Source organism: Flavobacterium glucosi (assembly GCF_048286535.1).
Lineage (GTDB): Bacteria > Bacteroidota > Bacteroidia > Flavobacteriales > Flavobacteriaceae > Flavobacterium.
Genome location: NZ_JBLVPK010000010.1, coordinates 29,417 through 55,182, shown reverse-complemented (window position 1 = coordinate 55,182; position 25,766 = coordinate 29,417). Strand labels below are relative to the sequence as shown.

29 protein-coding genes are annotated in these 25,766 nt (G+C 34.8%); 10 read left to right on the top strand and 19 right to left on the bottom strand.

All coding sequences use genetic code 11. The features are described 5' to 3' along the window. Positions 1 to 251 precede the first annotated feature (251 nt). From ACNQGD_RS14505 to ACNQGD_RS14485, 5 genes are all read left to right on the top strand, one after another. Complete coding sequence (locus ACNQGD_RS14505; protein WP_417999779.1) at positions 252 to 773, top strand: NADPH-dependent FMN reductase; 522 nt, start codon at positions 252 to 254, stop codon at positions 771 to 773. Between the two features lie 130 nt (positions 774 to 903). After that, entirely contained in the window at positions 904 to 2,766 is a 1,863-nt protein-coding gene (locus ACNQGD_RS14500; RefSeq protein WP_417993787.1) for a DNA topoisomerase IV subunit B, read from the top strand. A gap of 11 nt (positions 2,767 to 2,777) precedes the next feature. After that, the gene (locus ACNQGD_RS14495; RefSeq protein WP_417999778.1) at positions 2,778 to 2,963 is read left to right on the top strand and encodes a hypothetical protein; all 186 of its coding nucleotides are present in this window, start codon (positions 2,778 to 2,780) and stop codon (positions 2,961 to 2,963) included. Positions 2,964 to 3,004: 41 nt separating this feature from the next. Then, on the top strand, positions 3,005 to 4,129 hold the full coding sequence (locus ACNQGD_RS14490; protein ID WP_417999777.1) for a PDDEXK nuclease domain-containing protein: 1,125 nt from the start codon (positions 3,005 to 3,007) through the stop codon (positions 4,127 to 4,129). Then, the gene (locus tag ACNQGD_RS14485) at positions 4,129 to 6,864 is read left to right on the top strand and encodes a DNA gyrase/topoisomerase IV subunit A (protein WP_417999776.1); all 2,736 of its coding nucleotides are present in this window, start codon (positions 4,129 to 4,131) and stop codon (positions 6,862 to 6,864) included. Before ACNQGD_RS14490 ends, ACNQGD_RS14485 begins: the two co-directional genes overlap by 1 nt. A 56-nt stretch (positions 6,865 to 6,920) precedes the next feature. Here ACNQGD_RS14485 and ACNQGD_RS14480 read toward each other — a convergent pair whose 3' ends face one another. The 12 genes from ACNQGD_RS14480 to ACNQGD_RS14425 form a co-directional block, all read right to left on the bottom strand. Next, positions 6,921 to 7,580 (bottom strand): 3'-5' exonuclease, encoded by a 660-nt coding sequence (locus tag ACNQGD_RS14480; protein WP_417999775.1) that lies wholly within the window; start codon positions 7,578 to 7,580, stop codon positions 6,921 to 6,923. Continuing rightward, positions 7,580 to 9,499, bottom strand: a complete 1,920-nt coding sequence (locus ACNQGD_RS14475; RefSeq protein WP_417999774.1) for a DUF294 nucleotidyltransferase-like domain-containing protein — start codon at positions 9,497 to 9,499, stop codon at positions 7,580 to 7,582. The genes ACNQGD_RS14480 and ACNQGD_RS14475 overlap by 1 nt, the downstream gene beginning before the upstream one ends. Positions 9,500 to 9,657: 158 nt before the next feature. Then, positions 9,658 to 10,428 carry a TerC family protein gene (locus ACNQGD_RS14470; protein WP_417993782.1) on the bottom strand — a complete coding sequence of 257 codons (771 nt, stop codon included), beginning with the start codon at positions 10,426 to 10,428 and terminating at the stop codon, positions 9,658 to 9,660. Between the two features lie 39 nt (positions 10,429 to 10,467). Further along, positions 10,468 to 10,842: a DNA topoisomerase IV gene (locus ACNQGD_RS14465; RefSeq protein WP_417999773.1), complete on the bottom strand. Its 375-nt coding sequence runs from the start codon at positions 10,840 to 10,842 to the stop codon at positions 10,468 to 10,470. A gap of 22 nt (positions 10,843 to 10,864) precedes the next feature. After that, positions 10,865 to 11,437 (bottom strand): pentapeptide repeat-containing protein, encoded by a 573-nt coding sequence (locus tag ACNQGD_RS14460; protein WP_417999772.1) that lies wholly within the window; start codon positions 11,435 to 11,437, stop codon positions 10,865 to 10,867. Beyond that, the gene (locus tag ACNQGD_RS14455) at positions 11,425 to 11,739 is read right to left on the bottom strand and encodes a type II toxin-antitoxin system RelE/ParE family toxin (RefSeq protein ID WP_417999771.1); all 315 of its coding nucleotides are present in this window, start codon (positions 11,737 to 11,739) and stop codon (positions 11,425 to 11,427) included. The genes ACNQGD_RS14460 and ACNQGD_RS14455 overlap by 13 nt, the downstream gene beginning before the upstream one ends. Further along, the gene (locus ACNQGD_RS14450; RefSeq protein WP_417997505.1) at positions 11,724 to 11,954 is read right to left on the bottom strand and encodes a hypothetical protein; all 231 of its coding nucleotides are present in this window, start codon (positions 11,952 to 11,954) and stop codon (positions 11,724 to 11,726) included. Before ACNQGD_RS14450 ends, ACNQGD_RS14455 begins: the two co-directional genes overlap by 16 nt. A 27-nt stretch (positions 11,955 to 11,981) precedes the next feature. Further along, complete coding sequence (locus tag ACNQGD_RS14445; protein ID WP_417999770.1) at positions 11,982 to 12,203, bottom strand: DUF6095 family protein; 222 nt, start codon at positions 12,201 to 12,203, stop codon at positions 11,982 to 11,984. A gap of 10 nt (positions 12,204 to 12,213) precedes the next feature. Further along, positions 12,214 to 12,516 carry a Dabb family protein gene (locus tag ACNQGD_RS14440; RefSeq protein ID WP_416853507.1) on the bottom strand — a complete coding sequence of 101 codons (303 nt, stop codon included), beginning with the start codon at positions 12,514 to 12,516 and terminating at the stop codon, positions 12,214 to 12,216. A 6-nt stretch (positions 12,517 to 12,522) separates the two neighbouring features. Further along, complete coding sequence (gene murQ / locus ACNQGD_RS14435; RefSeq protein WP_417999769.1) at positions 12,523 to 13,335, bottom strand: N-acetylmuramic acid 6-phosphate etherase; 813 nt, start codon at positions 13,333 to 13,335, stop codon at positions 12,523 to 12,525. 210 nt (positions 13,336 to 13,545) lie between these two features. Then, on the bottom strand, positions 13,546 to 14,214 hold the full coding sequence (locus tag ACNQGD_RS14430; protein WP_417999768.1) for a ZIP family metal transporter: 669 nt from the start codon (positions 14,212 to 14,214) through the stop codon (positions 13,546 to 13,548). After that, positions 14,215 to 14,979 (bottom strand): class I SAM-dependent methyltransferase, encoded by a 765-nt coding sequence (locus ACNQGD_RS14425; RefSeq protein WP_417993772.1) that lies wholly within the window; start codon positions 14,977 to 14,979, stop codon positions 14,215 to 14,217. A 69-nt stretch (positions 14,980 to 15,048) separates the two neighbouring features. Here ACNQGD_RS14425 and ACNQGD_RS14420 point away from each other — a divergent pair, with 69 nt between their 5' ends. Beyond that, complete coding sequence (locus tag ACNQGD_RS14420) at positions 15,049 to 16,221, top strand: THUMP domain-containing class I SAM-dependent RNA methyltransferase (protein WP_417993771.1); 1,173 nt, start codon at positions 15,049 to 15,051, stop codon at positions 16,219 to 16,221. A 57-nt stretch (positions 16,222 to 16,278) separates the two neighbouring features. Then, positions 16,279 to 16,515 (top strand): hypothetical protein, encoded by a 237-nt coding sequence (locus tag ACNQGD_RS14415; protein WP_417993770.1) that lies wholly within the window; start codon positions 16,279 to 16,281, stop codon positions 16,513 to 16,515. Between the two features lie 76 nt (positions 16,516 to 16,591). Here the strand turns inward: ACNQGD_RS14415 and ACNQGD_RS14410 are convergent, their stop codons facing one another. From ACNQGD_RS14410 to rlmD, 3 genes are all read right to left on the bottom strand, one after another. Further along, positions 16,592 to 17,443 carry a DUF6048 family protein gene (locus ACNQGD_RS14410; RefSeq protein WP_417999767.1) on the bottom strand — a complete coding sequence of 284 codons (852 nt, stop codon included), beginning with the start codon at positions 17,441 to 17,443 and terminating at the stop codon, positions 16,592 to 16,594. Then, positions 17,415 to 17,936, bottom strand: a complete 522-nt coding sequence (locus ACNQGD_RS14405) for a DUF6452 family protein (protein WP_417999766.1) — start codon at positions 17,934 to 17,936, stop codon at positions 17,415 to 17,417. The genes ACNQGD_RS14410 and ACNQGD_RS14405 overlap by 29 nt, the downstream gene beginning before the upstream one ends. A gap of 80 nt (positions 17,937 to 18,016) precedes the next feature. Continuing rightward, on the bottom strand, positions 18,017 to 19,432 hold the full coding sequence (gene rlmD, locus ACNQGD_RS14400; RefSeq protein ID WP_417999765.1) for a 23S rRNA (uracil(1939)-C(5))-methyltransferase RlmD: 1,416 nt from the start codon (positions 19,430 to 19,432) through the stop codon (positions 18,017 to 18,019). Between the two features lie 470 nt (positions 19,433 to 19,902). On the opposite strand from rlmD, the gene ACNQGD_RS14395 reads away from it, so the two are divergent. Together ACNQGD_RS14395 and ACNQGD_RS14390 are read left to right on the top strand one after the other, a co-directional pair. Further along, positions 19,903 to 20,946, top strand: a complete 1,044-nt coding sequence (locus tag ACNQGD_RS14395; RefSeq protein WP_417999764.1) for a sensor histidine kinase — start codon at positions 19,903 to 19,905, stop codon at positions 20,944 to 20,946. A 106-nt stretch (positions 20,947 to 21,052) separates the two neighbouring features. After that, positions 21,053 to 21,463: an OsmC family protein gene (locus ACNQGD_RS14390; protein ID WP_417999763.1), complete on the top strand. Its 411-nt coding sequence runs from the start codon at positions 21,053 to 21,055 to the stop codon at positions 21,461 to 21,463. A 66-nt stretch (positions 21,464 to 21,529) separates the two neighbouring features. Here the strand turns inward: ACNQGD_RS14390 and ACNQGD_RS14385 are convergent, their stop codons facing one another. From ACNQGD_RS14385 to cysM, 3 genes are all read right to left on the bottom strand, one after another. Then, positions 21,530 to 22,516 carry an aldo/keto reductase gene (locus ACNQGD_RS14385; RefSeq protein ID WP_417999762.1) on the bottom strand — a complete coding sequence of 329 codons (987 nt, stop codon included), beginning with the start codon at positions 22,514 to 22,516 and terminating at the stop codon, positions 21,530 to 21,532. A 26-nt stretch (positions 22,517 to 22,542) separates the two neighbouring features. Next, positions 22,543 to 23,235, bottom strand: a complete 693-nt coding sequence (locus ACNQGD_RS14380; protein WP_417999761.1) for an SGNH/GDSL hydrolase family protein — start codon at positions 23,233 to 23,235, stop codon at positions 22,543 to 22,545. A 143-nt stretch (positions 23,236 to 23,378) separates the two neighbouring features. Continuing rightward, positions 23,379 to 24,266 carry a cysteine synthase CysM gene (cysM, locus tag ACNQGD_RS14375; protein ID WP_417999760.1) on the bottom strand — a complete coding sequence of 296 codons (888 nt, stop codon included), beginning with the start codon at positions 24,264 to 24,266 and terminating at the stop codon, positions 23,379 to 23,381. A 398-nt stretch (positions 24,267 to 24,664) separates the two neighbouring features. On the opposite strand from cysM, the gene ACNQGD_RS14370 reads away from it, so the two are divergent. Next, the gene (locus ACNQGD_RS14370) at positions 24,665 to 25,363 is read left to right on the top strand and encodes a DUF1003 domain-containing protein (protein WP_417999759.1); all 699 of its coding nucleotides are present in this window, start codon (positions 24,665 to 24,667) and stop codon (positions 25,361 to 25,363) included. A gap of 25 nt (positions 25,364 to 25,388) precedes the next feature. Here the strand turns inward: ACNQGD_RS14370 and ACNQGD_RS14365 are convergent, their stop codons facing one another. Continuing rightward, a complete protein-coding gene (locus ACNQGD_RS14365) occupies positions 25,389 to 25,685 on the bottom strand; it encodes a DUF2752 domain-containing protein (protein ID WP_417999758.1) in 297 nt (98 codons plus the stop codon). Positions 25,686 to 25,766 lie beyond the last annotated feature (81 nt).

Sequence of the window (25,766 nt, the reverse complement as noted above, 5' to 3'; positions counted from 1 at the left end):
AGCTTTCGACTTTTTTTTGAACCCAATCCTGCTTTCCACTTCAAGATTGATCTGAAAAATACTTTTCGTTGCAAACAAAGTTCACTGAACGCCAATTAAAATAAAAGCCTTAGTGAAGTAAACTGGGGTAAAATCGATATCGGTGAATATCAGATTTCATAGTTTCATATTCGTTTTCAAAAGGGGTGAATCTGTGGCTAATTATTTTGTTGCTATTTTATTTTCACTACATTTAATAAAAACTAATCATTATGAAAATCATAGCCTTTGGCGCAAGCCCCAGTAAAAAATCGATCAATAAAAAATTAGCAATTTACGCAGCAAGTCTTTTCGAAAAGGCCGAAGTGGAAGTTTTGGACTTGAATGATTTTCAAATGCCAATTTTTACTGTTGATATAGAAAAAGAAATCGGTCAGCACGAGCTAGCAAAAACATTTTTGGCTAAAATTGCCACTGCTGATATTTTGGTGGTTTCTATGGCAGAAAATAATGGGAATTATTCAGCAGCTTTCAAGAATATTTTTGATTGGTGTACCAGAATAAATGCGAAGGTTTTTCAGGAAAAGCCAATGCTACTGATGGCTACTTCGCCAGGAGCCAAAGGTGGAGCAAGCGTTTTGGGAATTGCAAAAAACGCTTTTCCTTTTTACGGTGGAAATATAAAAGCTACTTTTTCACTCCCAAGTTTTGATGCTAATTTTGATATTGTAAACGGTAAGATTTCCAATCCGGAATTAGACAATCAGTTAAAAGAAATTATCAGGAATTTTTAATTTTTTTTCAATTTTTTAATTTTTCAATCTTTAAATAAAATGTCAATATCATTCTTGATAACTTTGATGGCTTCCTATTTTAAATTTTATCGAATTACACTACATTAGCACAAAATCCACAAAATTCACAATGTCCGATCAAAATCAATATACCGAAGATAATATTCGGTCACTCGACTGGAAAGAACATATTCGCATGCGTCCCGGAATGTACATTGGGAAACTGGGCGACGGATCTTCCCCAGATGATGGTATTTATATTCTTCTAAAAGAGGTTCTCGATAACTGTATCGATGAATTTGTCATGGGCGCCGGTAAAACAATCGAGGTAACGATCAAAGACAAAACAGTTACTGTCCGAGATTACGGACGTGGAATTCCATTGGGAAAAGTGATCGATGTGGTTTCTAAAATGAATACTGGGGGAAAATACGATTCCTTGGCATTTAAGAAATCTGTGGGTTTGAACGGAGTAGGAACAAAAGCCGTAAATGCTTTGTCTAATTATTTTCGTGTAGAATCTGTTCGGGACGAAAAACAAAAAGCTGCGGAATTCTCTGCAGGAAATCTGGTTTTTGAAGAGGATATCATTGAAACGACTAAGAGAAAAGGAACCAAAGTTATTTTTATTCCAGATGAAGCAATTTTCAAAAATTATAAATTCCGATATGAATATATAATCAAAATGCTTAAAAACTATTGTTACTTAAACAATGGTTTGACTATTATATTTAATGGTGAAAAATATTTTTCGGAGAATGGTCTGAAGGATTTATTGGAAGAAACGATTCACGCCGAGGATTTGGAATATCCAATTATTCACTTGAAAGGCGATGATATCGAGATTGCATTAACACACAGCAAAACACAGTATAGCGAGGAATACCATTCGTTTGTAAACGGACAAAACACCACACAAGGAGGAACGCATTTAGCAGCCTACAGGGAAGCGATTGTGAAAACCATAAGGGAGTTTTATAATAAAAGTTTCGAAGCTTCAGATGTTCGAAAATCTATTGTTACAGCTGTTAGCATCAAAGTAATGGAGCCCGTTTTTGAGTCACAGACTAAAACCAAATTAGGTTCGACTGATATGGGTTCTGAACCGGGAATGCCATCTGTGCGTACTTTTGTAAATGATTTTGTGAAAACGAAGTTAGATAATTATTTACACAAGAATCCTCCCACTGCAGATGCTTTACTTCGAAAGATTCTTCAAGCGGAGAGAGAGCGTAAAGAACTTTCCGGGATTAGAAAATTAGCAACAGATCGTGCCAAAAAAGCGAATTTGCACAACAAGAAATTAAGAGATTGCCGTGCGCATCTTCCAGATACTAAAAATCCTAAAAATTTGGAAAGTACTCTTTTTATTACTGAGGGGGATTCGGCGTCAGGTTCTATTACCAAATCGCGTGATGTGAACACTCAAGCCGTTTTTAGTTTGCGTGGTAAGCCTTTGAATTCGTATGGAATGAGCAAGAAAATTGTTTATGAAAATGAAGAATTCAATTTGTTGCAAGCAGCACTTGATATTGAAGACGGATTAGAAAAATTGCGGTATAACAACATCGTAATTGCAACGGATGCCGATGTCGATGGAATGCACATTCGATTATTATTGATTACTTTTTTCCTGCAGTTTTTTCCGGAGTTAATCAAAGAAGGACATTTATACATTTTGCAAACGCCACTTTTTAGGGTTCGAAATAAAAAAGAAACGATTTACTGTTATTCTGATGAAGAGCGTAGAGCAGCGATAGAAAAACTAAAACCAAAACCAGAAATTACCCGATTCAAAGGATTGGGAGAGATCTCTCCGGATGAGTTTAAGAATTTTATCGGAGAAACCATTCGTTTAGATCCTATTATGATGGATAAAAATACTTCGATTGAGCAATTGTTGTCTTTCTATATGGGTAAAAATACGCCGGACAGACAAGAATTTATCATCAAGAATTTGAAGGTCGAATTAGATGTAATTGAGAAAGTTTAAATAGTTATAAAATGCCTACAAAAAGAACATTGATTTTTATCGCTTTACTATTTGTGATTAGTTTTTCAGCTACCTTTTTTATGATAAGGAGTAATGATCATAAAGAATGTGAGATAGTTATAAAGAAAGAGTTGGATAAAAATGGAATTGAGGTTACGACGGAAGAGCATGTTTGTAAAGAAAAATATTCTTTTTAGCACAAAATTAGAATAGATTACGATTCAATAGAATATATTTAATGAAAGACGAAGAAAATATAATTCCAGAAAATCTTCAAAATAAAACTTTATTTTCTCAAGTAGTCGCGCTATTGCAAAACGCCCGTCAACAGGTTTTACGTACCGTAAATTCAACAATGGTTTATGCCTATTTTGAAATAGGAAGAATGATTGTTGAAGAAGAACAAAACGGAAAAGATAGGGCTGAATATGGAAAGCGATTATTGAAAGGACTTTCTAAACAGTTGACTAATGAGTTTGGAAAAGGGTTTTCTGTGGATAATTTGCAGAACATGAGAAAGTTATTTATGACTTACTCAAATTACGAGTCACTGACTAGTATTTCTGAAATTAAATCAAATTCTGTATCAAATATTTCTGAAATTGAAAAAATAAAATCACTGATTTCGTTTTGTGATAATTCAATATCGAAATTACCGATTTCGATTTTCAAACTGACTTGGACACATTATGTTTTCTTAATGCGAATGGAGGATGAGAAAGAAAGACGTTTCTATGAAATAGAATCCGAAAAATACAATTGGAGTGTTCGAGAATTAAAACGACAATATGATTCAGCTCTTTATACACGATTGGCTTTAAGCCGAGATGCCGCAGGAGTTTTGAAACTTTCACAGCAAGGTCAGATTATAGAGAAACCCAAAGACCTTATTAAGGATCCTTATATTTTGGAGTTTTTAGGATTACCTGAATTGCATCACTATTCGGAATCTGAATTAGAGGAAGAAATCATCAATAAACTAGAACATTTTTTACTAGAATTGGGTCATGGTTTTACTTTTGTCGCCAGACAAAACAGAATTACTTTTGACGATAAACATTTTCGAATCGATTTGGTTTTTTACAACCGAATTTTAAAATGTTTTGTACTGATTGATTTGAAAATAGGCGATTTGAAACACCAGGATTTAGGACAAATGCAAATGTATGTCAATTATTACGATAGAGAAATGCGTTTGGAAGATGAAAATAAAACTATAGGAATTGTACTTTGCCAAAACAAAAGTGATTTGGTTGTGGAATATACTTTACCTGAAAATAATGAGCAAATTTTTGCCAGTAAATACAAAACAATTCTGCCAAGCAGAGAAGATTTAATACAATTAATTTCGGAATCAAGATAATGAAAGACGAAGAAGACGATAACACAATCCCAGAAGGTCAGGACGAAGAAAATAATTCAGAGGGTCATTCTAGTGATGAAAATCAAGAAGAGAATGATGCAGATGGAATTATTGAAGTAAACACCAAATCTTTTGAAGGACAGCATTTTTACGATAATCAAGAAGATGAAAACGATACCATAACCAAAGTTACGGGAATGTACAAGGACTGGTTTCTAGATTATGCTTCCTATGTAATTCTGGAGCGTGCGGTTCCTGCGATTGAAGATGGTTTCAAACCGGTGCAACGTCGTATCATGCATTCTCTGAAAGAATTAGATGACGGTCGTTATAATAAAGTTGCCAATGTTGTAGGGCACACCATGCAGTATCATCCTCACGGAGATCAGAGTATTGGTGATGCGATGGTGCAAATTGGTCAAAAAGAATTACTGATTGACTGTCAGGGAAACTGGGGGAATATCCTAACAGGTGATGGTGCTGCAGCTTCTCGTTACATTGAAGCAAGATTGTCTAAATTCGCTTTGGAGGTTATTTATAGTCCAAAAATTACCGATTGGGGCGTTTCTTATGATGGAAGACGAGCCGAGCCGAACAATCTTCCGGTGAAGTTTCCGTTGCTTTTGGCACAAGGCGCAGAGGGTATTGCTGTGGGTCTTTCGACGAAAGTGTTACCGCATAATTTCAATGAATTAATCGATTCTTCGATAAAAATATTAAAAGGAAAACCTTTTACACTGTATCCTGATTTTATGACACAAGGTATTGCCGATGTGTCTAATTATAACGATGGATTGCGTGGCGGACGGGTTCGGGTTCGTGCCAAAATTGGTCAGCTGGACAAGAATACCTTAGTGATTACCCAAATTCCGTTTTCAACTAATACGACGACTTTGATTGACAGTATTTTGAAAGCGAATGATAAAGGGAAAATCAAAATCAAGAAAATTGAAGACAATACCGCTGCTGAGGTAGAGATATTAATTCACCTTTTTCCGGGTGTTTCTCCAGATAAAACTATTGATGCGTTGTTTGCTTTCACGGCTTGTGAAACTTCGGTAGCGCCATTAGGCTGTGTGATTGAAGACAATAAACCCTTATTTATAGGGGTTTCTGCAATGTTAAAAATTTCAACAAACAGAACGGTTCAATTGCTGAAAAGTGAACTCGAAATTCAATTGAGCGAATTGGAGGAACAATGGCATTTTCTTTCTTTGGAGCGTATTTTTATCGAAAATAAAATCTACCGTGATATTGAAGAAATGACGACGAGAGAAGCGGTAATTAAGGCTGTTGATGATGGTTTGAAGCCACATACGAAGCATTTAAAACGCGCTGTTACCGAAGACGATATTCTGCGTTTATTGGATATCCGAATTATGCGTATTTCCAAATTTGACAGCAATAAAGCACAGGATAAAATCGAATCTTTGGAAGGCGACATCGAACAAGTAAAACACAATTTAGAACATCTTATTGATTTTGCTATTGCCTATTTTACCAAATTAAAAGAGAAGTACGGAAAAGGGCGGGAACGTCAAACTGAGCTTCGTATTTTTGATGATATCGAAGCGACCAAAGTAGTTTTAAGAAATACTAAATTATACGTCAATAAAGAAGAAGGATTTGTAGGTACGAGCCTGAAAAAAGACGAGTACGTTACAGATTGTTCTGATATTGATGATGTAATTGTTTTTCTGCGTGACGGAAAAATGATGATTACCAAAGTAGATGCGAAAACATTCGTGGGTAAAGATATTATTCACATTGCTATTTTTGATAAAAGCGACAAGCGTACCATTTATAACATGATTTACCGTGATGGAAAATCTGGGCCATCTTACATCAAACGATTCAATGTTTCAGGAGTTACCCGTGACAAAGCTTACGATTTAACCAATGAAACTGCGGGTTCTCAGGTAGTGTATTTTTCTTGTAATCCAAATGGTGAAGCTGAAGTAATTACGATACTATTGCGTCAGGTAGGAAGTGTCAAAAAACTGAAATTCGATATTGATTTTGCCACTTTAGCGATAAAAGGGCGTGCTTCAAAAGGAAATTTGGTAACTAAATATCCAATCAAAAAAATAGAATTGAAGGAGAAAGGGATTTCTACTTTGTTGCCCAGAAAAGTTTGGTTTGACGATACTGTTCAACGATTAAATGTTGATGTAAGAGGTGAATTATTAGGGGAGTTCAGACCTAATGATAAAATTTTGATCATATCACAATCTGGAAAAATAAAAGTAATTACACCAGAATTATCTACTCATTTTGATGAAGATATGGTAGTTTTGGAGAAATGGATTCCCAAGAAACCAATTTCGGTGATTTATTATGATGGAGAAAAAGAACGGTATTACATTAAACGTTTCTTGGTGGAAACGGAGAATAAAGAAGAAAGTTTTATCACGGAACATCCTAATTCACAATTAGAGATTGTTTCAACGGAGTATCGTCCAGTGGCTGAATTGATTTTTACAAAAGTAAAAGGAGTTCAAAAAGAGGCTATGACGGTAGATATAGAATCATTTATTTCCGTGAAAGGATTTAAAGCTTTAGGAAATCAATTAACAACCGATAAGTTGAAGCAAGTTAACCTGCTGGAATCTTTGCCGTATGAAATTCCCGCTGAGGTTATTGCTGAGGATTTAGAAGTAAAAGGAGAAACGGATGCTGATGATTCGGACATTCAATTGGAAGATGACGGACAGATTACTTTGTCCTTAGAATAAATAAAAGTCTCCTGAAAAGGGGCTTTTTTTTATGCGTTTTACCAATTTTTAGATGCTTATTTAAACAATTGTTTTAAGATGATTTCTTTTTTCTCTCTCAATTTGTTTAGAATTTTCAAAAAAGCAATTGCAGTAATATAGGCATCTCCCATTGCGGTATGCCTGTCTTTTTTGGAAATATCAAATTTATCGGCAAGCTCATCTAGACTATAAGTTTCTTTACGTTCCAATAAATTAGATACTAATAATGTTTTTTTGTACAAAACAGCCGTGTCTAAAGTCTTGTTTTTTAATTCCGGCAATCCGTTTCTTTCGAGTGCCTTATTAATCATAGTAATGTCAAATAGGGTATGATGTGCAATGATAATAGAATCTCCTAAAAAATCTAAAAACTGTTGTAGGGCTTCTAATTCTGTGGGACGGTCTATGACAAATTCTTTCAGAATTCCATGAATTTTTGCAGTTGCCTGATCGTAATGTTCTTGTTGAATATAAACTTCAAAACTTCCATTAATAGGAATCGTATTGTTTTGAAGAACAACAGCACCAATGCAAAGTATTCTGTCAGTTGTATAATCAAATCCGGTGGTTTCTGTGTCCAATACAACAAAGCGCGCAGCATCAATATCGTTTGATAGCTTCTCATCGGATGGTCTTTCGGATTTTCCCAAAAAATCAAATAAAATTGCTTTACTTTTTTCTAGAAAATTAGTCATCATAATATGTTTGAAGGATTAAATCGGTTGGTAATGAGTTCTTGCAGCTCCTTAATGGTTTTGAAAGTTCGCTTTAGCTTAATCTTTTCTAATTTAGATAACGCTTCGAGAGCAATAAATTGCCCGGAATCATTATGTAAAAGCCCTTGTTTTGTTCTGAATTTCAATAATGCTTTATAGGAATACGAACAGGCTAAATATAATTCACTGTTGTTGGGTTCTAATTCTGCCAATTTTTCAAAACGTTCGGGAGTATTGCTAATTGATTTTACAGAATGTGATAGAATTAAAACTCTTGCGGCATCAATTAGTGGCATTAAAGCGCGTCTTTTTATATCAAAAAAATCTTTGTGTGCACCATCTTGTTCAACTAAAAATTGTCTAAAGAACCCAGTTGGAGAAGGACTTTGTAGTGCGCCACTGACCAGATGAATATAAAAAACAGGATTGGCTTTTATGTTTTCAAAAATAAATTCAGAAAGCTTGTTTACCAGTTCGCTGTCTCCATACGACAGACTGTAATCAAAAAATATAAAGGACAGTAAAACTTCATTTTTCCCGGGATTGGTAATCCAATGATGAACCTGACTTTCCCATTCGCCAAGACTTAAGCACCACTTTGGGTTAGAAGCCATCATTTCTGCCGGACAGTAATCATAACCAATTTCAAAAAGCCCTTTATTGACATGAGTAGCCAATTCTAAAAAATAGTTCTTGGTTTTTTCTTTTAATTCTTCGGGAACATCCTCATACACTAAAGCATTGTCCTGATCAGTATGCAGTAATTGTTCACTTCTTCCTTGACTTCCCATCGCCAACCATCCAAATTTTACAGGAGGAGGCGTTTTCATTTTCTTTAAGGCGATTTCAATGACTTGCTTGATACAGGCATCATTTAATTCTGTAATTATTTTAGAGGTCAGTGTCATTGGAATATTTTGGTCTATATATCCTTGCAACAATAGCATTATATTGGCGCGTATCGGTTTTATTTGTTTGGCTTTTTTAGCTCTTTTTACCGCTTTTATCAATACTGCTGGATTATTACCAAGTTCTACCATAACATCATGTTTGGATAGAATTCCAACAGCTTTGGAGTTTGGCGTGCCATCTTTCGTAAGACATAAATGACTGATATTGCTTTTCATCATAGCCATTTGTGCTTGCGTAACTGTCATTTTCTTGGGATAAGTAATAACAGGAGTTGTCATTATTGTGGCTGCAGTTGTTGTAATTGGGAATTCTCCAGTCACAATTTTGTTTCTTAAATCTTTATCTGTAATGATGCCGATGGGGAGCGAATCTTCGACAACAAGAATAGCCCCCACATTTTTTTTGGTCATGGTCTCCGCAATATCTTTTACAATAGTGTTTGAATAACAGGTGATTAGTTTTTTAGAATATTTTACGGGCTGTAAGTCCAATAGTTGTCTACTAGTGTCAAGGTCTTCTATTCCTGTTGTTTCGCCATATAGTTTTCCGCTGTGACTTTTGGAAAAAGGATTGTGGGTATTGGAAGCAAAGCTTTCGATTAAAAAATTTCCCACCGCCCTGTTTTCTAATGCATAAGGTTTAAAAATTGCGATTGGAATCGCATAAAGAATGCTTTCTTCATGGGCTCTGGCTTCCATTTTATAGTTTTCATTGGCTATAAGTGGCCTCAGTCCAAAAATATCTCCTTCATCACACATATCTAAAATATCGTTCTCCAGATTTGTTCTAAGCGCCACTGCTCCTTTGTGTACAACATAAAAAAAGGAATGGGTTTCTTCATTTTTGGCAAAGATGACGCTGTCCTTTTCTTTATAAATAATGGAGATTTGTTCAGAGATAACTTCGATGTCTTTTTGATGTAAAAAGGAAAAAGGAGGGAAGTTTTTTAAAAAGTCAGCAACTCTATGGGAGATGGTATTTTTCATGGTGCTTATTTGTGTCTAAGGTAATTTATAAAAAATAGAATAAAAAGAAAAAGACCCCATTAAGGTGTTTTTAGTGTTTCCCTATTTAAGCAGGAATATATTTTTAAAATAAAAAAAAAGCTCCCGAAAAGGAGCTTCTTTATCAAAAAATAGTTTGATTATTTATTTTTCTTCATTTTCATATTCAGTACTTCGACTAATAATGAGAAAGATATGGCAAAATACAAGTACCCTTTTGGTACTGGAGTAACGTGATTTCCAAAGATTGAAGCATTCGATAAATGAGCACTTTCAGTAAGCAACATCATTCCAATTAGAATTAAAAAGGATAAACCAAGTATTTGTATAGAAGGATGTTTGTTGACAAAGTTTCCAACAGGAACAGCAAATTGCATCATAATTAATACTGAAATAACTACCGCAGTAATCATAATGTATAAAGCCCCTTCAACTCCGTTTGTCATTCCAACCGCGGTAAGAATACTATCAAAAGAGAAGACTAAATCAATCATGATAATTTGTAACAGTACGTTCTGGAATGATTTTGTAGCAGCTTTTCCTATTTCTTTTTCTTCATGACCTTTCTCATCTACTTTTTCACGAATTTCATTCGTACTCTTATAAATCAAGAATAATCCTCCGCCCAGTAAAATAAGACTTTGGCCAGTAATTCCAGCTGAAAACCAACTAAAATCAATATGGAACCAAGGTTCTTTCATTTGAATCAATAAATTGATACCAAATAAAAGCGCAATTCTCATAAACATGGCAAGGAACATTCCTATTTTTGTCGCTCTCTTACGTTGTTCAGCAGGTAATTTCCCTGTGGCAATTGATATGAAAATAATGTTGTCGATTCCTAATACAATTTCCAAAAATGTCAATGTTAAAAGGGCAATCCAAGCATCCGGATTTAAAAATACTTCCATGTTTAGTTCGTTATTATTTATTAATTTGAGTTTATATGCTTAATCGGAAATTTTAGTAACGGTTCCTCTTTGTTTTTCATCAACACCAACCATTCCAAATTCAAAGGTATAGGAATTTTTTGTGGTTGTCAAAATTTTCATACCAATAGCCTTTTCCTCAGCCATGTTTTTTGGATGCAATTTCAGTAAGATATATTCGCAATCATTTACCCATCGTATCGAAGCAGTATCAGTCTTTCCTTCAAAAGTTTCTATTTCAATACTGTCATTACGCTCAAAAAGGGCCGTTTTTTTTACACCGTCAACTTCATATTCAAATTTGAATTTTCCGGTTTTAAAATCCTTGCAATTGCGTTCCGCATCATAGCATGACATTAGTAACAGTATTGGGAGGAGGAATATTATTTTTTTCATTTCTTGTATGTTTACTTTTTAACTATTGTATTTTAATATCATATTTATCCAGAAGTCCAATGATTCCTTGTGTCGAAAACTTGGCTTTTTTCATTGGATTGAATTCGGGATCAATTTTAAAATTAGTTGCTTTTGAAAAATCGGATCCGGCTAATTGCGTATTGTTAAAAATAGCGCCATCCAAATTACTGTTATCAAAAACAGAACTCGTAAGATTGGTGCCAACAAAACTTACTTCTCTTAACGAGCAGGAATTAAATTTTGTCTTTGGCATTTTTTTATTGGCAAAAGAAGAATAATCCAAAACACATTCTTGAAAATTGACGTTAAACAAGAAATCGTCGCATTCCTCAAATTGAATACCCAATAATTTACAGTTTTTGAATTGTACGCCTTTCATACTTGTTCCTAATAATTTGGTCATAGCAAGATTACAATCAATGAACTCGCAATCCATAAAAGTGCTATAGGAGAAATCACTATTTGATAAATCACAGTTTTTAAAAACGCAATCTTCAAATTCTCGATTGTTTACTTTTTTATCGACATAAACGATTTTTTCAAATGTTTTTTGAACGTGAATTAGGTTATCCATGGGAGTTTTTTCGATTTTCGGGCGTTATGTCTCACACGGAGAATTTGAATTGTAGTTTCAGTAATTTGATAGGATATGCTGTAATCGTAAATTAGATAAACACGGAAAGTTCCATCATTATTGGTCTTTTGTATGTCTAGTTTAAAAATTTCGGGTTGGGTTTTTAGAATTTCGGTACTGTCAAAAATAGCTTCGATTACCCTGTCTGCAATTTGGATAGATTTACTTTCAAAAAAAATATAAAAATGAATGTCTTCCAGTTGGACTAAAGCATTACTTGACCAAATTATTTTCTTCCCCATTTTTTTGAAATTGATCTTGCTTCTACATCAGAATGAAAATCACCATTTTTGATGCTTTCTAATGCATTATCAATATCAGTATTATAATCAGTATTAGTTTCATCAGCTGTTGAATTGAGAGATTGTAAAAGATGTTTTAGTTTTTCAACAAAAGATGGGTCTTTTACTTTATCAATTTCTTGATGAATCCAATTTATTTCGGCTTGAATGTCCATGATTAAAATTTTTAGTAAATATACGAATTAGTCGTTAAATAAGCTTTTCATAATTATTTTTAATCCCAAATACAACAAAAACATAGCTGCTAAACAAGCAATTATCCCTATTGCTAAAACCAAATAATGCCACACATTTTGCTTATTCATGAATGCATTATAAATCACAGCCGGTCCCAAGAATAGTAATGGTAAAGCGCCTGCTAAATATTTGATTCCTTTAGATAATAATTCTTTGTTGGTTGCCATAATTTAATAATTAAAATTCATAATCCACACAATATCTCAAATCTCTAATTTTACCGATCCATTCAGCAACAATATTATGTGTTGGATGATTTTGGTATTTCTCTAATGTTTCAAACGAATTAAAATAGGAGTGCAGCACGGCATCAAAGTTTGAATATTCACTTTCAATATTTATTCCTACCCGTATTTCAACTATTTCAGGAATATCCTTTTTTAAACCTTCAAGCCTCTCTTTTAGAATAATTGCATTTTCGGCTTTGCTTTTGCCTTCTGCAAAATCTTTTAATTTCCACATTACGATATGGTGAATCATTGTTGTTTATTTTTTAAAATTAGCAACAGCTTTTCTTACACTGCCGTATTTTTTCAATAATTCGGCGCCTTCGTCATAAGAAACAGGAATTTCTCCCATAATCATTTTTACACCGCGATCGACCAGTTTGCTGTTGCTCAATTGCATATCGACCATTTTGTTTCCTTTCACTTTTCCCAGTTGAATCATGGTGGCAGTGGTAATCATATTCAGCACCAGTTTTTGGGCTGTCCCTGCTTTCATACGAGAACTCCCGGTTACAAATTCTGGACCTACAACCACTTCGATAGGGAATTTTGCAGTTTTCGAAAGCGGACTTCCTGCATTGCAAGAAATACATGCTGTGGTAATATTATTTTCGTTACATGCTTGCAATCCTCCAATAACATAAGGTGTTGTTCCCGAAGCCGCAATTCCCACAACGACATCTTTTTCATTGATATCGAAAGTTTTCAAATCAATCCAGGCTTGTGTGGTATTGTCTTCGGCATTTTCTACGGCTCTACGGATTGCGGTATCACCACCGGCAATAATTCCGATTACTAAATCGAAAGGGACTCCAAATGTTGGCGGACATTCCGAAGCATCCAGAATTCCCAAACGTCCCGAAGTTCCTGCGCCAATATAGAATAATCTACCGCCGAGTTTCATTTTAGCAACGATTTCAGTCACTAAATTTTCTATTTTTGGCAAGGCTTTTTCTACGGCAAGCGGAACAGTTTTGTCTTCCTGATTGATATTAGAAAGCAATTCCTGAACTGACATTTTTTCTAAATGTTCGTATTTTGAGGATTGTTCGGTCGTTTTTGTGAAAGTCATATTCCTGTTATTTTTGAAGGGATAACTCGCGAGTTGTCCGTACATTTATTTTTCTGCGTGAGGGATTACTTCACTTTGCTGTTATTTTATTGGAGTGCAGTTAACTTCGTTTGTAGCGGAAATACTTTTTTACTCCTGGAGCGATAGTGAAGGGAGAAAAAAGATTGCAGCGTATAGCCCGACCCTTGTGGTCACGCCCAAATTATAAAATTATATAAAATACGCCAACGCTATACCTATCACAATCATCGAAACTTTGGCGATATTGAACTTGTGTCCTTCGCTGGTTTCAAAAATAATGGTGGATGAAATATGAAATAATATTCCTATTACAACGGCTGTGATTTCAGTATAATATACGTTTAAGATGGGCATATAATCAGATAAAAATGTTCCTAACGGCGTCATAATTGCAAAGGTTACCATGAAGAAAAGTATCGCTTTTTTATCCAGACTTGCATTGATGAAAAATGTCGTCAATATGATGGCGATTGGCAAATGATGAATGGCAATTCCCACCGCTAAATCATGGTGATGGCTTACGGGAAATCCTTCCAGAAAGGCATGAATACAGAGGCTGATGAATAGCAACCACGGGATTTGGGTCATTGTTTCATGACCGTGTACGTGACCGTGTTCGGCACCTTTGGAGAAAAATTCCAATATGATCTGAAATAAGATTCCCAGCATGATGAAAACACCAATTTTTGGATTAACGCTTTCGTAGACTTCGGGTAACAAATGCATTACCGTTAATGAAAGTAAAAAAGAACCACTGAAAGCCAATAGCAATTTTAGGTTGGTTTTGTTCTTTGGTCGTATAACCAATGCGACGATGTATCCTATGATTACGGAAAGTAAAGGTAAAAGGTAATTCATTTATTTAAAAATCATGATTAGGCGTTCACTATCTGTTTTATGGAATTTTTTTAATTTGTAATCCCCAAAAATATCCAATAAGTAAATTCCGGCTTCTTCCATTAATTCCTCAAAATCTTTTAGCGTTAGCGCTTTTACTTTTTCGGTAAAATGAAATTTTTGGCCTTTGTCTTCAAAATCAATTTCTTTATAAATATGACCGTCTTTTAAGTAGCGTTTGATATGAAAATCGATTTCTTCGACTGTTTTTGTTTCTTCGGGAACTAATGTTTCCAGGACTTGAGCAACATTCATAAAATCAATCACGGCAAAACCATATTCCGAAAGGCTTTCTTTGATGGCTTTCAACGTAGTTAGGTTGTCTTCGTCATTTTCGAAATAGCCAAAGCTGGTAAATAAATTGAAAATGGCATCGTACTTTTCTTCAAAAGGTTCACGCATGTCGTGTACTTTGAAATGAAGGGTTTCATTCGTGTTTTTAGTGGCTTCGGCAATGCTGTTTTCAGATAAATCAGCTCCAAGAACATTAAATCCTAATTGGTTCAAATAAATAGAATGTCGGCCTTTGCCACACGCTAAGTCCAATACTTTCGCCTTTTCAGGAAGATTGAGATAATGGGTAAGATTATCCATAAAAACCTGAGCTTCTCTATAGTTTCTGTCTTTGTAAAGGATGTGGTAATATGGAGTGTCAAACCAAGAGGTATACCAGTTTTCAGATGATTTCAGATGATTTTCAGTTGGTGGATTTTGTGCTACAGACATTTATTCTTTTTCAATTAATTCGATTGATGCAAATTTAGTGTATTTTTGCACCGAAATCTTGATTTTACAATGGAAAATAATTATAAAATGGTTGCCAAAACCTTTTTTGGTTTTGAAGAAATATTAGCAAAAGAATTGCAAAACCTTGGTGCACAAAACGTGGAGCAGGGGGTGAGGATGGTGAGTTTTAAAGGGGATAAAGGGTTTATGTACAAAGCAAATTTGTCTTTACGTACGGCTTTGAAAATCCTGAAACCTATTTATTTTTTCAAGGCAAATAATGAGCAGGCTCTATACAAAGGTATTTCGGGAGTGAATTGGTCTAAATTACTGAATGCCAATCAGACTTTTGTGATTGATACAACAGTACATTCGGAATATTTTAATCACTCGGAATTTGTTTCCCAAAAGTGTAAAGATGCAATCGTAGATCAGTTCAGAGAAAGAACAGGACAACGACCAAGTATTGATAAAGTACACCCTGATTTAAGAATCAACATCCATATCGATAAAGATCAAGTTTCAGTGGCACTGGATACTTCAGGAAATGCATTGAACCAGCGTGGGTATAGAACCGCTACCAATATTGCGCCTATAAACGAGGTTTTGGCAGCAGGAATTCTATTGCTTTCCGGTTGGGATGGTCAAACTGATTTTTTGGATCCAATGTGTGGTTCGGGAACATTCTTAGCCGAAGCAGCCATGATTGCCTGTAACATTCCGGCAAACATCAACCGTAAAGAATTTGCTTTCGAAAAATGGAACGATTGGGACAATGATTTGTTTGATAGTATTTCAGACAGTTTACTGAAACGTGTTCGGGAATTTCATTACACCATAAAAGGCTACGATAAAGCACCAAGTGCGGTTCAGAAAGCCAAAGACAATATCAAAAACGCCAATCTTGACGAGTATATTTCTATTGAGGAAAAGAACTTTTTTGACACTGAAAAAACTTCAGAAGGAAAATTGCACATCGTTTTCAACCCGCCGTATGATGAGCGTTTGGATATTCACATGGAAGAATTCTACAAAAATATTGGAGATACGTTGAAGAAAAATTATCCGGGAACAAATGCTTGGATGATTACAGCAAATTTAGAAGCATTGAAATATGTGGGTCTTAAACCTTCGAGAAAAATCAAGCTTTTTAACGCTGGATTAGAAGCACGTTTGGTAAAATACGAAATGTACGAAGGAAGCAAAAGAACGAAGTTTCAGGTAACTGATAGTGCTGAATAAGCAATATTTAATTTTTTACTTTCGACCTTTGACTTTAAAACTTTAAGACTTAAAAAAATGACCAAATTACAAATACGAGCATTTCTATACCAACTGGGATGTTTTGCAATATTATTTATTTCCGCCCGATATGTAGTGGCCCATTTTACTAATTTAACTAGTTTTTGGATTCCGTTAACCGCATTTGTCATTGGAACACTTTTGTCTCCAAAATTTCATGCGATTAAAACCAAAGACGGTGAAAAATTATTCATGAAGTGGATTTTCATGAAAGGAATTAAGGAAATAGGATAGTTTTTAAATCACGAATTAAAATATTGACCGCTAATTTGCTGTTTTTTAACAAAAATAAAAAGTAGCGAATTGGCGGTTATTTTTTCTCAACTATCTTCGGAGCATTTTTTTTCTTGTAAATAGGAACAAAATAAGTGACAGTATAGTTGACACCTACTCCAAAACTACCATCATAAGTCCTGTTAAATCCAGGAATATATAGGTTGGAGAAATTTTCTGGTTCTTTGTTGGTTACCAATCGGTTCAATCGAAGGCTGAAACCTACAAACACATTATTGAATACTTTTGCTTTCACTGCAGCCACTACTTCAATCCAACTCGCGGATAATCCATCAAACTTTTTACCGGAGGGAATTACAGGAACTTCACCAAAATAAGGATTAGCATTGTAAATTCTATAATTGTTTAACTGCTGATTAAAAGTACTAAAACCGTAACGCATTCCTATAGAAATAATGTTTTCCATATCCAGCCAGTTTTCGTAGGCATTATAATCAAATCCTACTTTTAGATACGAACCTTTGGTGGTAAAATTAAGGCGGTCATCATCCGTGGTTTTGTTTTCGTTTCCAATTTCGGCAGCCAAAAAATATTTTTTCGTCAATCTATAATCTCCCACAAACTCAATTCCCTTATAATCTTTGTCATATAAAAAACGTGTCAGTTTGTATAAATCGAGTCCAACACGAATCCCGTATCGGTCCGTTTTTACAGGAATCGAATCGTTCGTTATGATTTCAGGACTAATTTCGACCAATGGTAATGGCGCTTCAGGAATCATCTGGTCCGTTTTAGTGTTTTTTGGATCACTTTTGACAGGAGTAGTCTGCTTCGCCAGTTCGCCTTTTGGGCTCGGGTCTTGTGCTTGTGCCAAAGTCAACGATAATAGTAGACAAAAACTAAAAAAAGATCTTAATGTGTGTTTCATTTTCGTTTTCTAAGTTACTTTTTTCAACCGAGATGTATGCTATCCATTTTGTATCTGCAACTGCAGCATCGGTATGTGTGTATGGATTTATTGGGTCTAATACAAAGGTAGTTTTGTAGCCACAAGCTCTCGACACAAATAATTCTTGGGTCGTATAATCAAACTTTATATTGTCTACGTTTACCAAAGCTGGATTTGTATTGCCGGAATTTAGAGTAAAACTATAACTGGTGCTGGTTCCAACTGTTTTTAGCGGAATAGAAATGGTGTTTCCGCTGGTCGTTTGGCTGCCATTGAAAACAATTCCCTCAGTCATTCCTTCGCCCACAACTTTCAAATTAGATACGTTTTTTAAAACGGAAGGATTTAAAAAATCATAAAACTCTATTACCAAACGTGGCGTTGTGGGAGTATTTGCATCGCAAATATCGTCTTTCTCACAACTGGAGAAAGTGAAAGCAAAAAACAATACCAATAAAAATGTCTTTTTCATATAATGATATTCAGTGTTCAGTGTTCCGTTTTAGTGTTCAGCAATATACATCCTGAATACTAAAAACTGCAAACGGACTACTATTTTCTTTTTTCCAAAAGTACAACATTCTCCACGTGATGCGTTTGCGGAAACATATCTACAGGACGTACCCGAGTCACTTTGTATTTTTCGTCCATTAAAGCTAAATCACGCGCTTGTGTAGCCGAATTACAACTAACATAAACCACTTTTTCAGGAGCAATTTTCATAATTTGTTCAATAACGTCTTTATGCATTCCATCTCTTGGCGGATCGGTGATAATTACATCAGGATGTCCGTGTTGAGCGATGAAACTATCGTTGAAAACCACTTTCATATCTCCTACAAAGAACTCACAATTAGTAATTTCATTGCGTTCTGCATTCAATTTGGCGTCTTTAATCGCTTCAGGAACACTTTCCACACCAATAACTTTTTTTGCTTTTTTCGAAACAAACTGAGCAATAGTTCCCGTTCCTGTATATAAATCATAAACGATTTCATTTCCGGTAAGTCCAGCAAAATCACGTGTTATTTTATACAATTCGTATGCTTGATCGGAATTGGTTTGGTAAAAAGATTTTGCATTAATGCTGAATTTTAAACCTTCCATTTCTTCTAGGATGTAATCTCTTCCTTTGTATAATTTAATGTCAGTATCGTATAAAGTATCGTTCGCTTTATTATTGATAACATATTGCAGCGAAGTAATTTGCGGAAATTTTTCATAAAGATGGTCCAAAAGTAATTCTCTGTTGGCTTTGTCGTTTTCAAAAAACTGAATCAAAACCATGATTTCACCAGTTGAAGCCGTACGCAACATCAATGTTCTCAGCAAACCTTCATGTCCTCTTGGATTAAAGAAAGTCAAGCCATGCTCATTGGCAAAATCTCTCACTTCGTTTCTTATCGCATTCGACGGGTCTTCTTGCAAATGACATTTGTTGATGTCCAAGATTTTATCCCACATTTTCGGAATGTGGAAGCCAAGTGCGTTTCTGTTTCCTAAATCTTCGGTGCTGTCAATTTCTTTTTCGGTCAACCAGCGGCTGTTCGAAAACGAAAATTCCATTTTGTTCCTGTAAAAAAACTGTTTTTCCGAACCTAGAATCGGTTCAAATTCCGGAAGTTCTATTTTTCCAATGCGTTGCAAATGGTTTTTTACCTCATTCTGCTTGTAATACAACTGTTGGCTGTATTTCATATTCTGCCATTTACAACCGCCACAAACACCAAAGTGCTCGCAAATTGGGTCTACACGATGCTCTGAATATTCATGAAAATGAACTGCTTTTCCTTCGTAATAGGCTTTGCGCTTCTTGAAAGTCTGCACATCAACCACATCACCCGGAACCACATTCGGGATAAAAACTACTTTTCCGTCGGGAGCCTTTGCTACCGATACGCCTTTTGCACCAGCATCAAGGACTTTTATTTGATGAAAGACGACTTTGTCTGTATTTTTCTTTGCCATAGCGCAAAAATAAGTTTTTGATTGGTTTTATAAATTCAAATTGTGAAATATTTTTACTTTTAGTTGTTTTTTATTGGAGCCCATTCCCGCTTTCCGCTACAAATCCTTGTTCCGCAAGCAGCAACACTACGCCAGTAAAGGAGCTTCCGTTGGTCGCTCTTTACCGGCAAGTGTTTTAAAGCTTTCGCAACTGCGGGTTTTTCGCTATAATCGAGGGCAGAAGAATTGTGGTAAAAATTGGTTTTTGTTCTTCGGATAAGCGCAATTGTGTTTTATTTTTGTAGAAAAGTCTAAATTCTAAATAAAAGAATCAATTTTAAGAACCGAACACTCTATTTAGACGTAAATGGATTGAAAAAAATACTTATTTTAACATTATATTTGGAAAGGTAAAAGTATAAGTGAGAAATTAATCATTTCTTTTGTTGTTTTTAATTCCTTGTTGTTAAAAGGCTAAAATAAAATTTTCTATGCAATTATATAAAAAATTATCTCACATCGGTTTTCTTAAAAATAATTATGCGTTCAAATTTTTATTTGTTGCATTTATAGGAATTCATATCCCATTGATAGGGCTGTTGTTTTTTGTGCTTTATGGCAGTAAAACTATTTCTGCAGATACTATTTTGATTTTTGCACTCATAATGACCTTAGTCGCTACAGGTACGACTTTATTGTTTTTAAAACAGCTAATTAAGCCAATTGAAGTTGCCTCTAAAGCCTTGAATGAGTACAGGAATACGAGAATTGTTCCTTCTTTGCCAACTAATTTCTCTGATGAAGCAGGTTTGTTGATGAGTAATATTCAGGAATCAATCGCTGAAAATGAAACATTCATTACGGAAAAACAAGATTTAGTGTATTTGCTTTCCCATGATTTAAGAAACTTTGTTGGGAATTCTAAGTCGGTGGCGTTACTTATTTTAGAGGAAGAACCTTCAGAATCCATAACAGAGTTAGCCCAATTAATACTTCAATCAGCAGAACAGCAATACAATTATATTGAAAATTTCATCAAGCTACTGAAAGAGCAGGATCAAATTATAGAAAAAAAATCTGAAAATGATATGGTGCAGTTTTCTTCTATTTTTTCTGTGGTAGCAAAGCAATTGGATCAGTTGTTAAGTCATAAAAACATTAAACTTGATTTGTCAATTGAAGCCGAAGAAGCGCTTTTGAAAATTGATAAAATTTTGTTGATTCGAGTTTTAGTAAACTTAATTGACAACGCTATAAAATTCTCGTTTCCGGATAGTGAAATTAAAGTTCGGGTTTATGTGCAAGACAGTAAATTGGTTTTTACAATTGCGGATAAAGGTTTGGGTTTTGATCAAAAGCAAAGCCATGAATTGTTTGGTAAATTTACTAAAATGAGTAAATTAGGCACATTAAATGAGCCTTCAACAGGAATTGGGTTGTATTTGTGTAAAAAAATAATAGAAAGACACGACGGACAAATTTTAGCGGAAAGTGATGGAATTAATAAGGGAGCTACTTTCTCTGTTATTTTTTAGAATATCATACACTGCAACGAACTTTAAATTTTCGTTAAAAAATCCTATTTCTAAAAGCGTTTTTTTACAAATGAACTAAATTTGAAAAAACATAAAATTTATAATTATGAAAAGAAATGCAACCGCAGTCTGGAATGGTTCACTCAAAGAAGGAGCCGGGAAACTTACCACACAAAGTACCACATTAAAAGACACACAATATTCGTTCAAATCCCGTTTTGAAGAAGGCGTAGGAACTAATCCAGAAGAATTGATTGCCGCAGCGCACTCTGGTTGCTTTACGATGCAACTTTCGGCTTACATCACTGAAGCTAGTTTTGAAATCGAAAGTATCGAAACTAAATGTGATATCGACTTGGTAGATGGAACAATTATAACGTCACACTTAACGGTAAACGCAAAAGTAAATGGAATTACAGAGGATGTTTTTCAACAATTAGTGACTAAGGCTGAGAAAAATTGTCCTATTTCTAAACTACTGAATGCAGCAATTTCAACTACAGCTACTTTAGTATAAAACAAGAATTTATATAAAAAAGGCTCGATTTAACTTAAATTGAGCCTTTTTTTATGATAAAATAGATTACCAAAGTTGGTGTACTTCGGGTTTTATATAACGGTCATAAATTTCATTCATCGCTGCAATTTTCTCGTAGGTCAATTTAGGTAAATCATAAACCGATAAATTAGACAGTACATGACTTTCATTAGAAGCTCCGGGAATAATACAGCTTACTTCATCAAATCTTAAAATCCATTGTAAAGCAATTGGAGCCAAATTTGTGCTTTCAGGAAATAATGCTTTCAATTCCTCTACGGCTTTTAAGCCTAGTTCGTAATTAATACCGGAGAATGTTTCGCCTTTATCAAAAGCATCGCCATTTCGATTAAAATTGCGGTGATCTTGGATGTCAAAAGTAGTTTTGGCATTGAATTTTCCCGTCAGAAGTCCGCTAGCTAGTGGAACTCTTGCAATAATACCCACATCCCGTTTTAGTGCTTCTTTGAAAAATAGTTCAGATGGACGCTGGCGAAAAAGATTAAAAATAATCTGAACCGAAGTTACATTTGGAAATTCAATCGCTTTTAGCCCTTCTTCCACTTTTTCGACGCTAACGCCAAGATTTAAAATTTTCCCTTGCTCTTTCAAACGCTCAAACATTTCAAATATTTCCGGGCGGTAAAATACTTCAGTGGGTGGACAATGCAGTTGTATTAAATCCAGTGTTTCTAATCCAGTTCTTCGCAGGCTGTCCTCTACAAATTTTTGTAATACTTTAGGTTGGTAGCCTTCATCAACATGTGGGTTGATGTGGCGACCGCATTTTGTAGCCACGTAAATTCGTTCAGAACGGGAACGAACCACTCGACCTACCGCAGTTTCACTCCATCCGTTTTCATAAACATCGGCTGTATCAATAAAATTTACGCCATTGTCGATAGCGGTATTGATTAACTTGTCTGCGGTTTTATCATTGAAAGGAGAACCCCATTTTCCGCCTACTTGCCATGTGCCAAGAGATATTTCTGAAATTTCAAAATCTGTTTTTCCTAATCTGCGATAATTCATTTTTTATTTTTTTTTACTGTGAGAATTTATTTCTGCGATAAAACCTTGGCAATTGCTTTTTCGGCAAATGGTGCCATTACTTGATACCCTTTTTTATTGGGATGCACTTCATCATTAGAATACAAAGCAGGCAAGCCTTTACGTGCATCGACCATAGCCGAAAAGTAATCAAGATAGAGAATGTCATTAGCGTCAGCGTAATTTTTTATCATTTCATTTAGAGCTATCACTTTTTCAGCCGGATTTTGATTGGGTTTCCAAGAGAAATCATAAGCGGGCAAAACAGAACAAAGAATTACTTTAATCTGGTTTGCTTTTGCCAATTCAGCCATAGAGAAAATATTATTTGCTATCATCTCCAATGTTGCAGGACCGGTATTGCCGGCAATATCATTTATTCCAGCCAAAACTACTACCGCAGCGGGTTTTAAAGCAATAACATCAGCTCTAAAACGAATTAGCATCTGAGGTGTCGTTTGACCGCTGATACCGCGATTAATATATGGTTTACCGGCAAAATATTCGGGGTCTGTTATACTCCAAAATTCGGTTATGGAATCGCCCATAAATACAATCCTTTTTTGTTCGGGCGCTATCGGTTTCAGATTTGCATTTTCATTTTGGTATTTATTTAAATTTGGCCAGTCTTGAGCCTGTACTTTTCCTCCCATAACGATTGATAAAAATAGAATGCCGTAAATTAATGGTGTGTTTTTCATTTGTAACCAGATTATAAAGTGTGAATCAGTTAATAGTTTATTTATTAAAATAGAGATTGTTCTTTCTTAAAATCGAAACAACCTTCCTTTTCATATCCGAAAGATATAGAAAAGGAAGGTTGTTTTTATAAGGTCAAAGTAATTTAGTCAAACAAATCCGAAGATAAATAACGATCGCCACGGTCACAGATAATAGCTACGATGACTCCTGATTCTAATTCTTCAGCTATTTTTATCGCTGCTGCTACTGAACCCCCACTGCTCATTCCTGCAAAAACGCCTTCTTCCAGCGCCAAGCGTTTCGTCATGACTCGCGCTTCTTCTTCAGATACTTCAATGATTGTGTCAACTTTCTTGGCGTCAAAAATTTTAGGCAAATATTCTTCAGGCCATTTTCTGATTCCCGGAATTTGAGATCCATCTCTGGGTTGAGCGCCTACAATTTGAATCGCAGGATTCTTTTCTTTTAAGTAGGTTGAAGTGCCTATAATTGTTCCTGTTGTTCCCATAGCAGAAACAAAATGGGTTACGGTTCCTTCCGTATCATTCCATATTTCAGGCCCTGTAGTTTTGTAATGTGCTTTCCAGTTGTCATCGTTTGCAAACTGATTAAGCATGATGTAACCGCCTTCGGCTACTTTTTTATCAGCATAATCTCTGGACCCAATTATTCCGGTAGCGGCAGGTGTCAAAATCACTGTTGCGCCATAAGCACGCATGGTTTGAGTGCGTTCTTTGGTAGAGTCTTCGGGAAGTACCAATTCAATTTCGATATTGAATAATTGGGCAATCATGGCCAAAGCAATTCCGGTGTTGCCACTTGTTGCCTCAATAAGTTTATCCCCTTTTTTGATTTCTCCCCTTTCTAATGCGGAGGCAATCATATTGTAGGCTGCGCGATCTTTTACACTACCTCCAGGATTGTTTCCTTCGAGTTTCAGTAAAAGTTTTACGTTTTTATTTTGTATCAAATTAGTAGTTTCTACTAATGGCGTGTTTCCAATAAGGTCTACTATTTTTTGTGGTCTCATGCTATTTTGTGTCTTGTGTTTTAATTGTAATAATTTGATGATAGAATTGATTACAATATGTATTCGTTTTTGAACAATGTTTTTAAAGAGCGTATTTTAAAAATAGCAACAACAATAGCAGAAAGGAATATTTATGTAGTTCAGTAACATTTTCATGGGTTTTAAAACGAATCACAAAGATATTGAACTATTTCGAATTATTTCTTTCTTAAATACAAAGCTATCGGGTTTATTTAGGTGCTTTTGTTAAATAAATCGATATTAATTGCAGTGGTATTGGAGATTTTAATTTTTTAATATAAAAAAATGGTACTTATCTGTTTTATTTTCAATGTATAGGAACTGATTATTAGTTTTGATGAAAGTGTTTTTTTAAATTAGCAAATAAATAACAATTCATGAAATCCAATACTACTTTTACAAGCGATATTTCAAAAAAAGAATTTCCAATAGCGGATAAAATTTCGGCGAAAACTATTCGAAACCCAATATTAGCGCTTATTCAAAAAGATTATCCTAATTTTGGTGAGGATAAATTCCTAGCAATTGGGGAGTTGAATATGTATCGAGAGAAATATATTTCTAATTATTTAGTAGTCGAAATAGGGGAGTTGTCGAATCTGGAGACGAAGGTTATTGGATCTTTAAACGAAGATAAGTCTTTAGTGAGTGTTGTAGAGGATGAAATTGGCGTTCGAACAGTGGGGCAAAAAGTGGCGGATAATGTGGCTGCTTTTGGCGGAAGCTGGAAATTTATTATTCTTTTTGGAGTATTTATTTTATTATGGATTTTGGCTAATATTTACATCCTCTTGAATAAAGGATTTGATCCATATCCATTTATTTTGTTGAATTTAATTTTGTCTTGTCTTGCCGCACTTCAAGCTCCAGTAATTATGATGAGTCAAAATCGCCAAGAAGAAAAAGACAGGGAAAGAGCCAAAAAAGATTATATGATTAATCTGAAATCAGAACTCGAAATTAGAATGCTTCATGAAAAACTGGATCATTTGATTATGCATCAACAAGAAGAATTAATAGAAATTCAAAAAGTACAAATCGAAATGATGAATGATATTTTGACTCGAATCAAATAATTTTTTTGTTCTAAAAAGTAACTTCTTAGTAATGCTTAAAATAATAACCCACTATCATAAAAACACCATTTAGGATTGCTGAGCCAATGATGATTATTTTGTAATTTCTAGTTTTATCGATAAAATTTAAACCCAGAATTCCCAGAAATAACAGGGTGGTAAAAAGAGCTGGATACATCTTAAAAGCGCCTTCGAAATCTCCTTGCAAAAGCAACAAAAATCCTCGCTGAAAACCACAGCCCAAACACTCGATTCCAAAGAGTGTTTTACTTAAACACGGCAGCATGTATTTTTCTAAATCCAATGGTTTTTCTTTTTGCAATTTTACGAAAAAATAAGAAACGGTTGCGATATTAATTGATGCAATTTTAAATTCATTACTTTTGATAGCTGAAATTTAAAA

Coding starts and splice junctions, on each gene's coding strand:
- ACNQGD_RS14405 (WP_417999766.1), bottom strand. CDS start 17,936: ATGAAAAAGACATTTTTATTGGTATTGTTTTTTGCTTTCACTTTCTCC.
- rlmD (WP_417999765.1), bottom strand. CDS start 19,432: ATGGCAAAGAAAAATACAGACAAAGTCGTCTTTCATCAAATAAAAGTC.
- ACNQGD_RS14470 (WP_417993782.1), bottom strand. CDS start 10,428: ATGGAAGTATTTTTAAATCCGGATGCTTGGATTGCCCTTTTAACATTG.
- ACNQGD_RS14425 (WP_417993772.1), bottom strand. CDS start 14,979: ATGTCTGTAGCACAAAATCCACCAACTGAAAATCATCTGAAATCATCT.
- ACNQGD_RS14430 (WP_417999768.1), bottom strand. CDS start 14,214: ATGAATTACCTTTTACCTTTACTTTCCGTAATCATAGGATACATCGTC.
- ACNQGD_RS14495 (WP_417999778.1), top strand. CDS start 2,778: ATGCCTACAAAAAGAACATTGATTTTTATCGCTTTACTATTTGTGATT.
- ACNQGD_RS14485 (WP_417999776.1), top strand. CDS start 4,129: ATGAAAGACGAAGAAGACGATAACACAATCCCAGAAGGTCAGGACGAA.
- murQ (WP_417999769.1), bottom strand. CDS start 13,335: ATGACTTTCACAAAAACGACCGAACAATCCTCAAAATACGAACATTTA.
- ACNQGD_RS14465 (WP_417999773.1), bottom strand. CDS start 10,842: ATGAAAAAAATAATATTCCTCCTCCCAATACTGTTACTAATGTCATGC.
- ACNQGD_RS14390 (WP_417999763.1), top strand. CDS start 21,053: ATGAAAAGAAATGCAACCGCAGTCTGGAATGGTTCACTCAAAGAAGGA.
- cysM (WP_417999760.1), bottom strand. CDS start 24,266: ATGAGACCACAAAAAATAGTAGACCTTATTGGAAACACGCCATTAGTA.
- ACNQGD_RS14420 (WP_417993771.1), top strand. CDS start 15,049: ATGGAAAATAATTATAAAATGGTTGCCAAAACCTTTTTTGGTTTTGAA.
- ACNQGD_RS14460 (WP_417999772.1), bottom strand. CDS start 11,437: ATGGATAACCTAATTCACGTTCAAAAAACATTTGAAAAAATCGTTTAT.
- ACNQGD_RS14480 (WP_417999775.1), bottom strand. CDS start 7,580: ATGACTAATTTTCTAGAAAAAAGTAAAGCAATTTTATTTGATTTTTTG.
- ACNQGD_RS14380 (WP_417999761.1), bottom strand. CDS start 23,235: ATGAAAAACACACCATTAATTTACGGCATTCTATTTTTATCAATCGTT.
- ACNQGD_RS14440 (WP_416853507.1), bottom strand. CDS start 12,516: ATGATTCACCATATCGTAATGTGGAAATTAAAAGATTTTGCAGAAGGC.
- ACNQGD_RS14490 (WP_417999777.1), top strand. CDS start 3,005: ATGAAAGACGAAGAAAATATAATTCCAGAAAATCTTCAAAATAAAACT.
- ACNQGD_RS14505 (WP_417999779.1), top strand. CDS start 252: ATGAAAATCATAGCCTTTGGCGCAAGCCCCAGTAAAAAATCGATCAAT.
- ACNQGD_RS14370 (WP_417999759.1), top strand. CDS start 24,665: ATGAAATCCAATACTACTTTTACAAGCGATATTTCAAAAAAAGAATTT.
- ACNQGD_RS14475 (WP_417999774.1), bottom strand. CDS start 9,499: ATGAAAAATACCATCTCCCATAGAGTTGCTGACTTTTTAAAAAACTTC.
- ACNQGD_RS14410 (WP_417999767.1), bottom strand. CDS start 17,443: ATGAAACACACATTAAGATCTTTTTTTAGTTTTTGTCTACTATTATCG.
- ACNQGD_RS14385 (WP_417999762.1), bottom strand. CDS start 22,516: ATGAATTATCGCAGATTAGGAAAAACAGATTTTGAAATTTCAGAAATA.
- ACNQGD_RS14445 (WP_417999770.1), bottom strand. CDS start 12,203: ATGGCAACCAACAAAGAATTATTATCTAAAGGAATCAAATATTTAGCA.
- ACNQGD_RS14415 (WP_417993770.1), top strand. CDS start 16,279: ATGACCAAATTACAAATACGAGCATTTCTATACCAACTGGGATGTTTT.
- ACNQGD_RS14455 (WP_417999771.1), bottom strand. CDS start 11,739: ATGGGGAAGAAAATAATTTGGTCAAGTAATGCTTTAGTCCAACTGGAA.
- ACNQGD_RS14450 (WP_417997505.1), bottom strand. CDS start 11,954: ATGGACATTCAAGCCGAAATAAATTGGATTCATCAAGAAATTGATAAA.
- ACNQGD_RS14500 (WP_417993787.1), top strand. CDS start 904: ATGTCCGATCAAAATCAATATACCGAAGATAATATTCGGTCACTCGAC.
- ACNQGD_RS14395 (WP_417999764.1), top strand. CDS start 19,903: ATGCAATTATATAAAAAATTATCTCACATCGGTTTTCTTAAAAATAAT.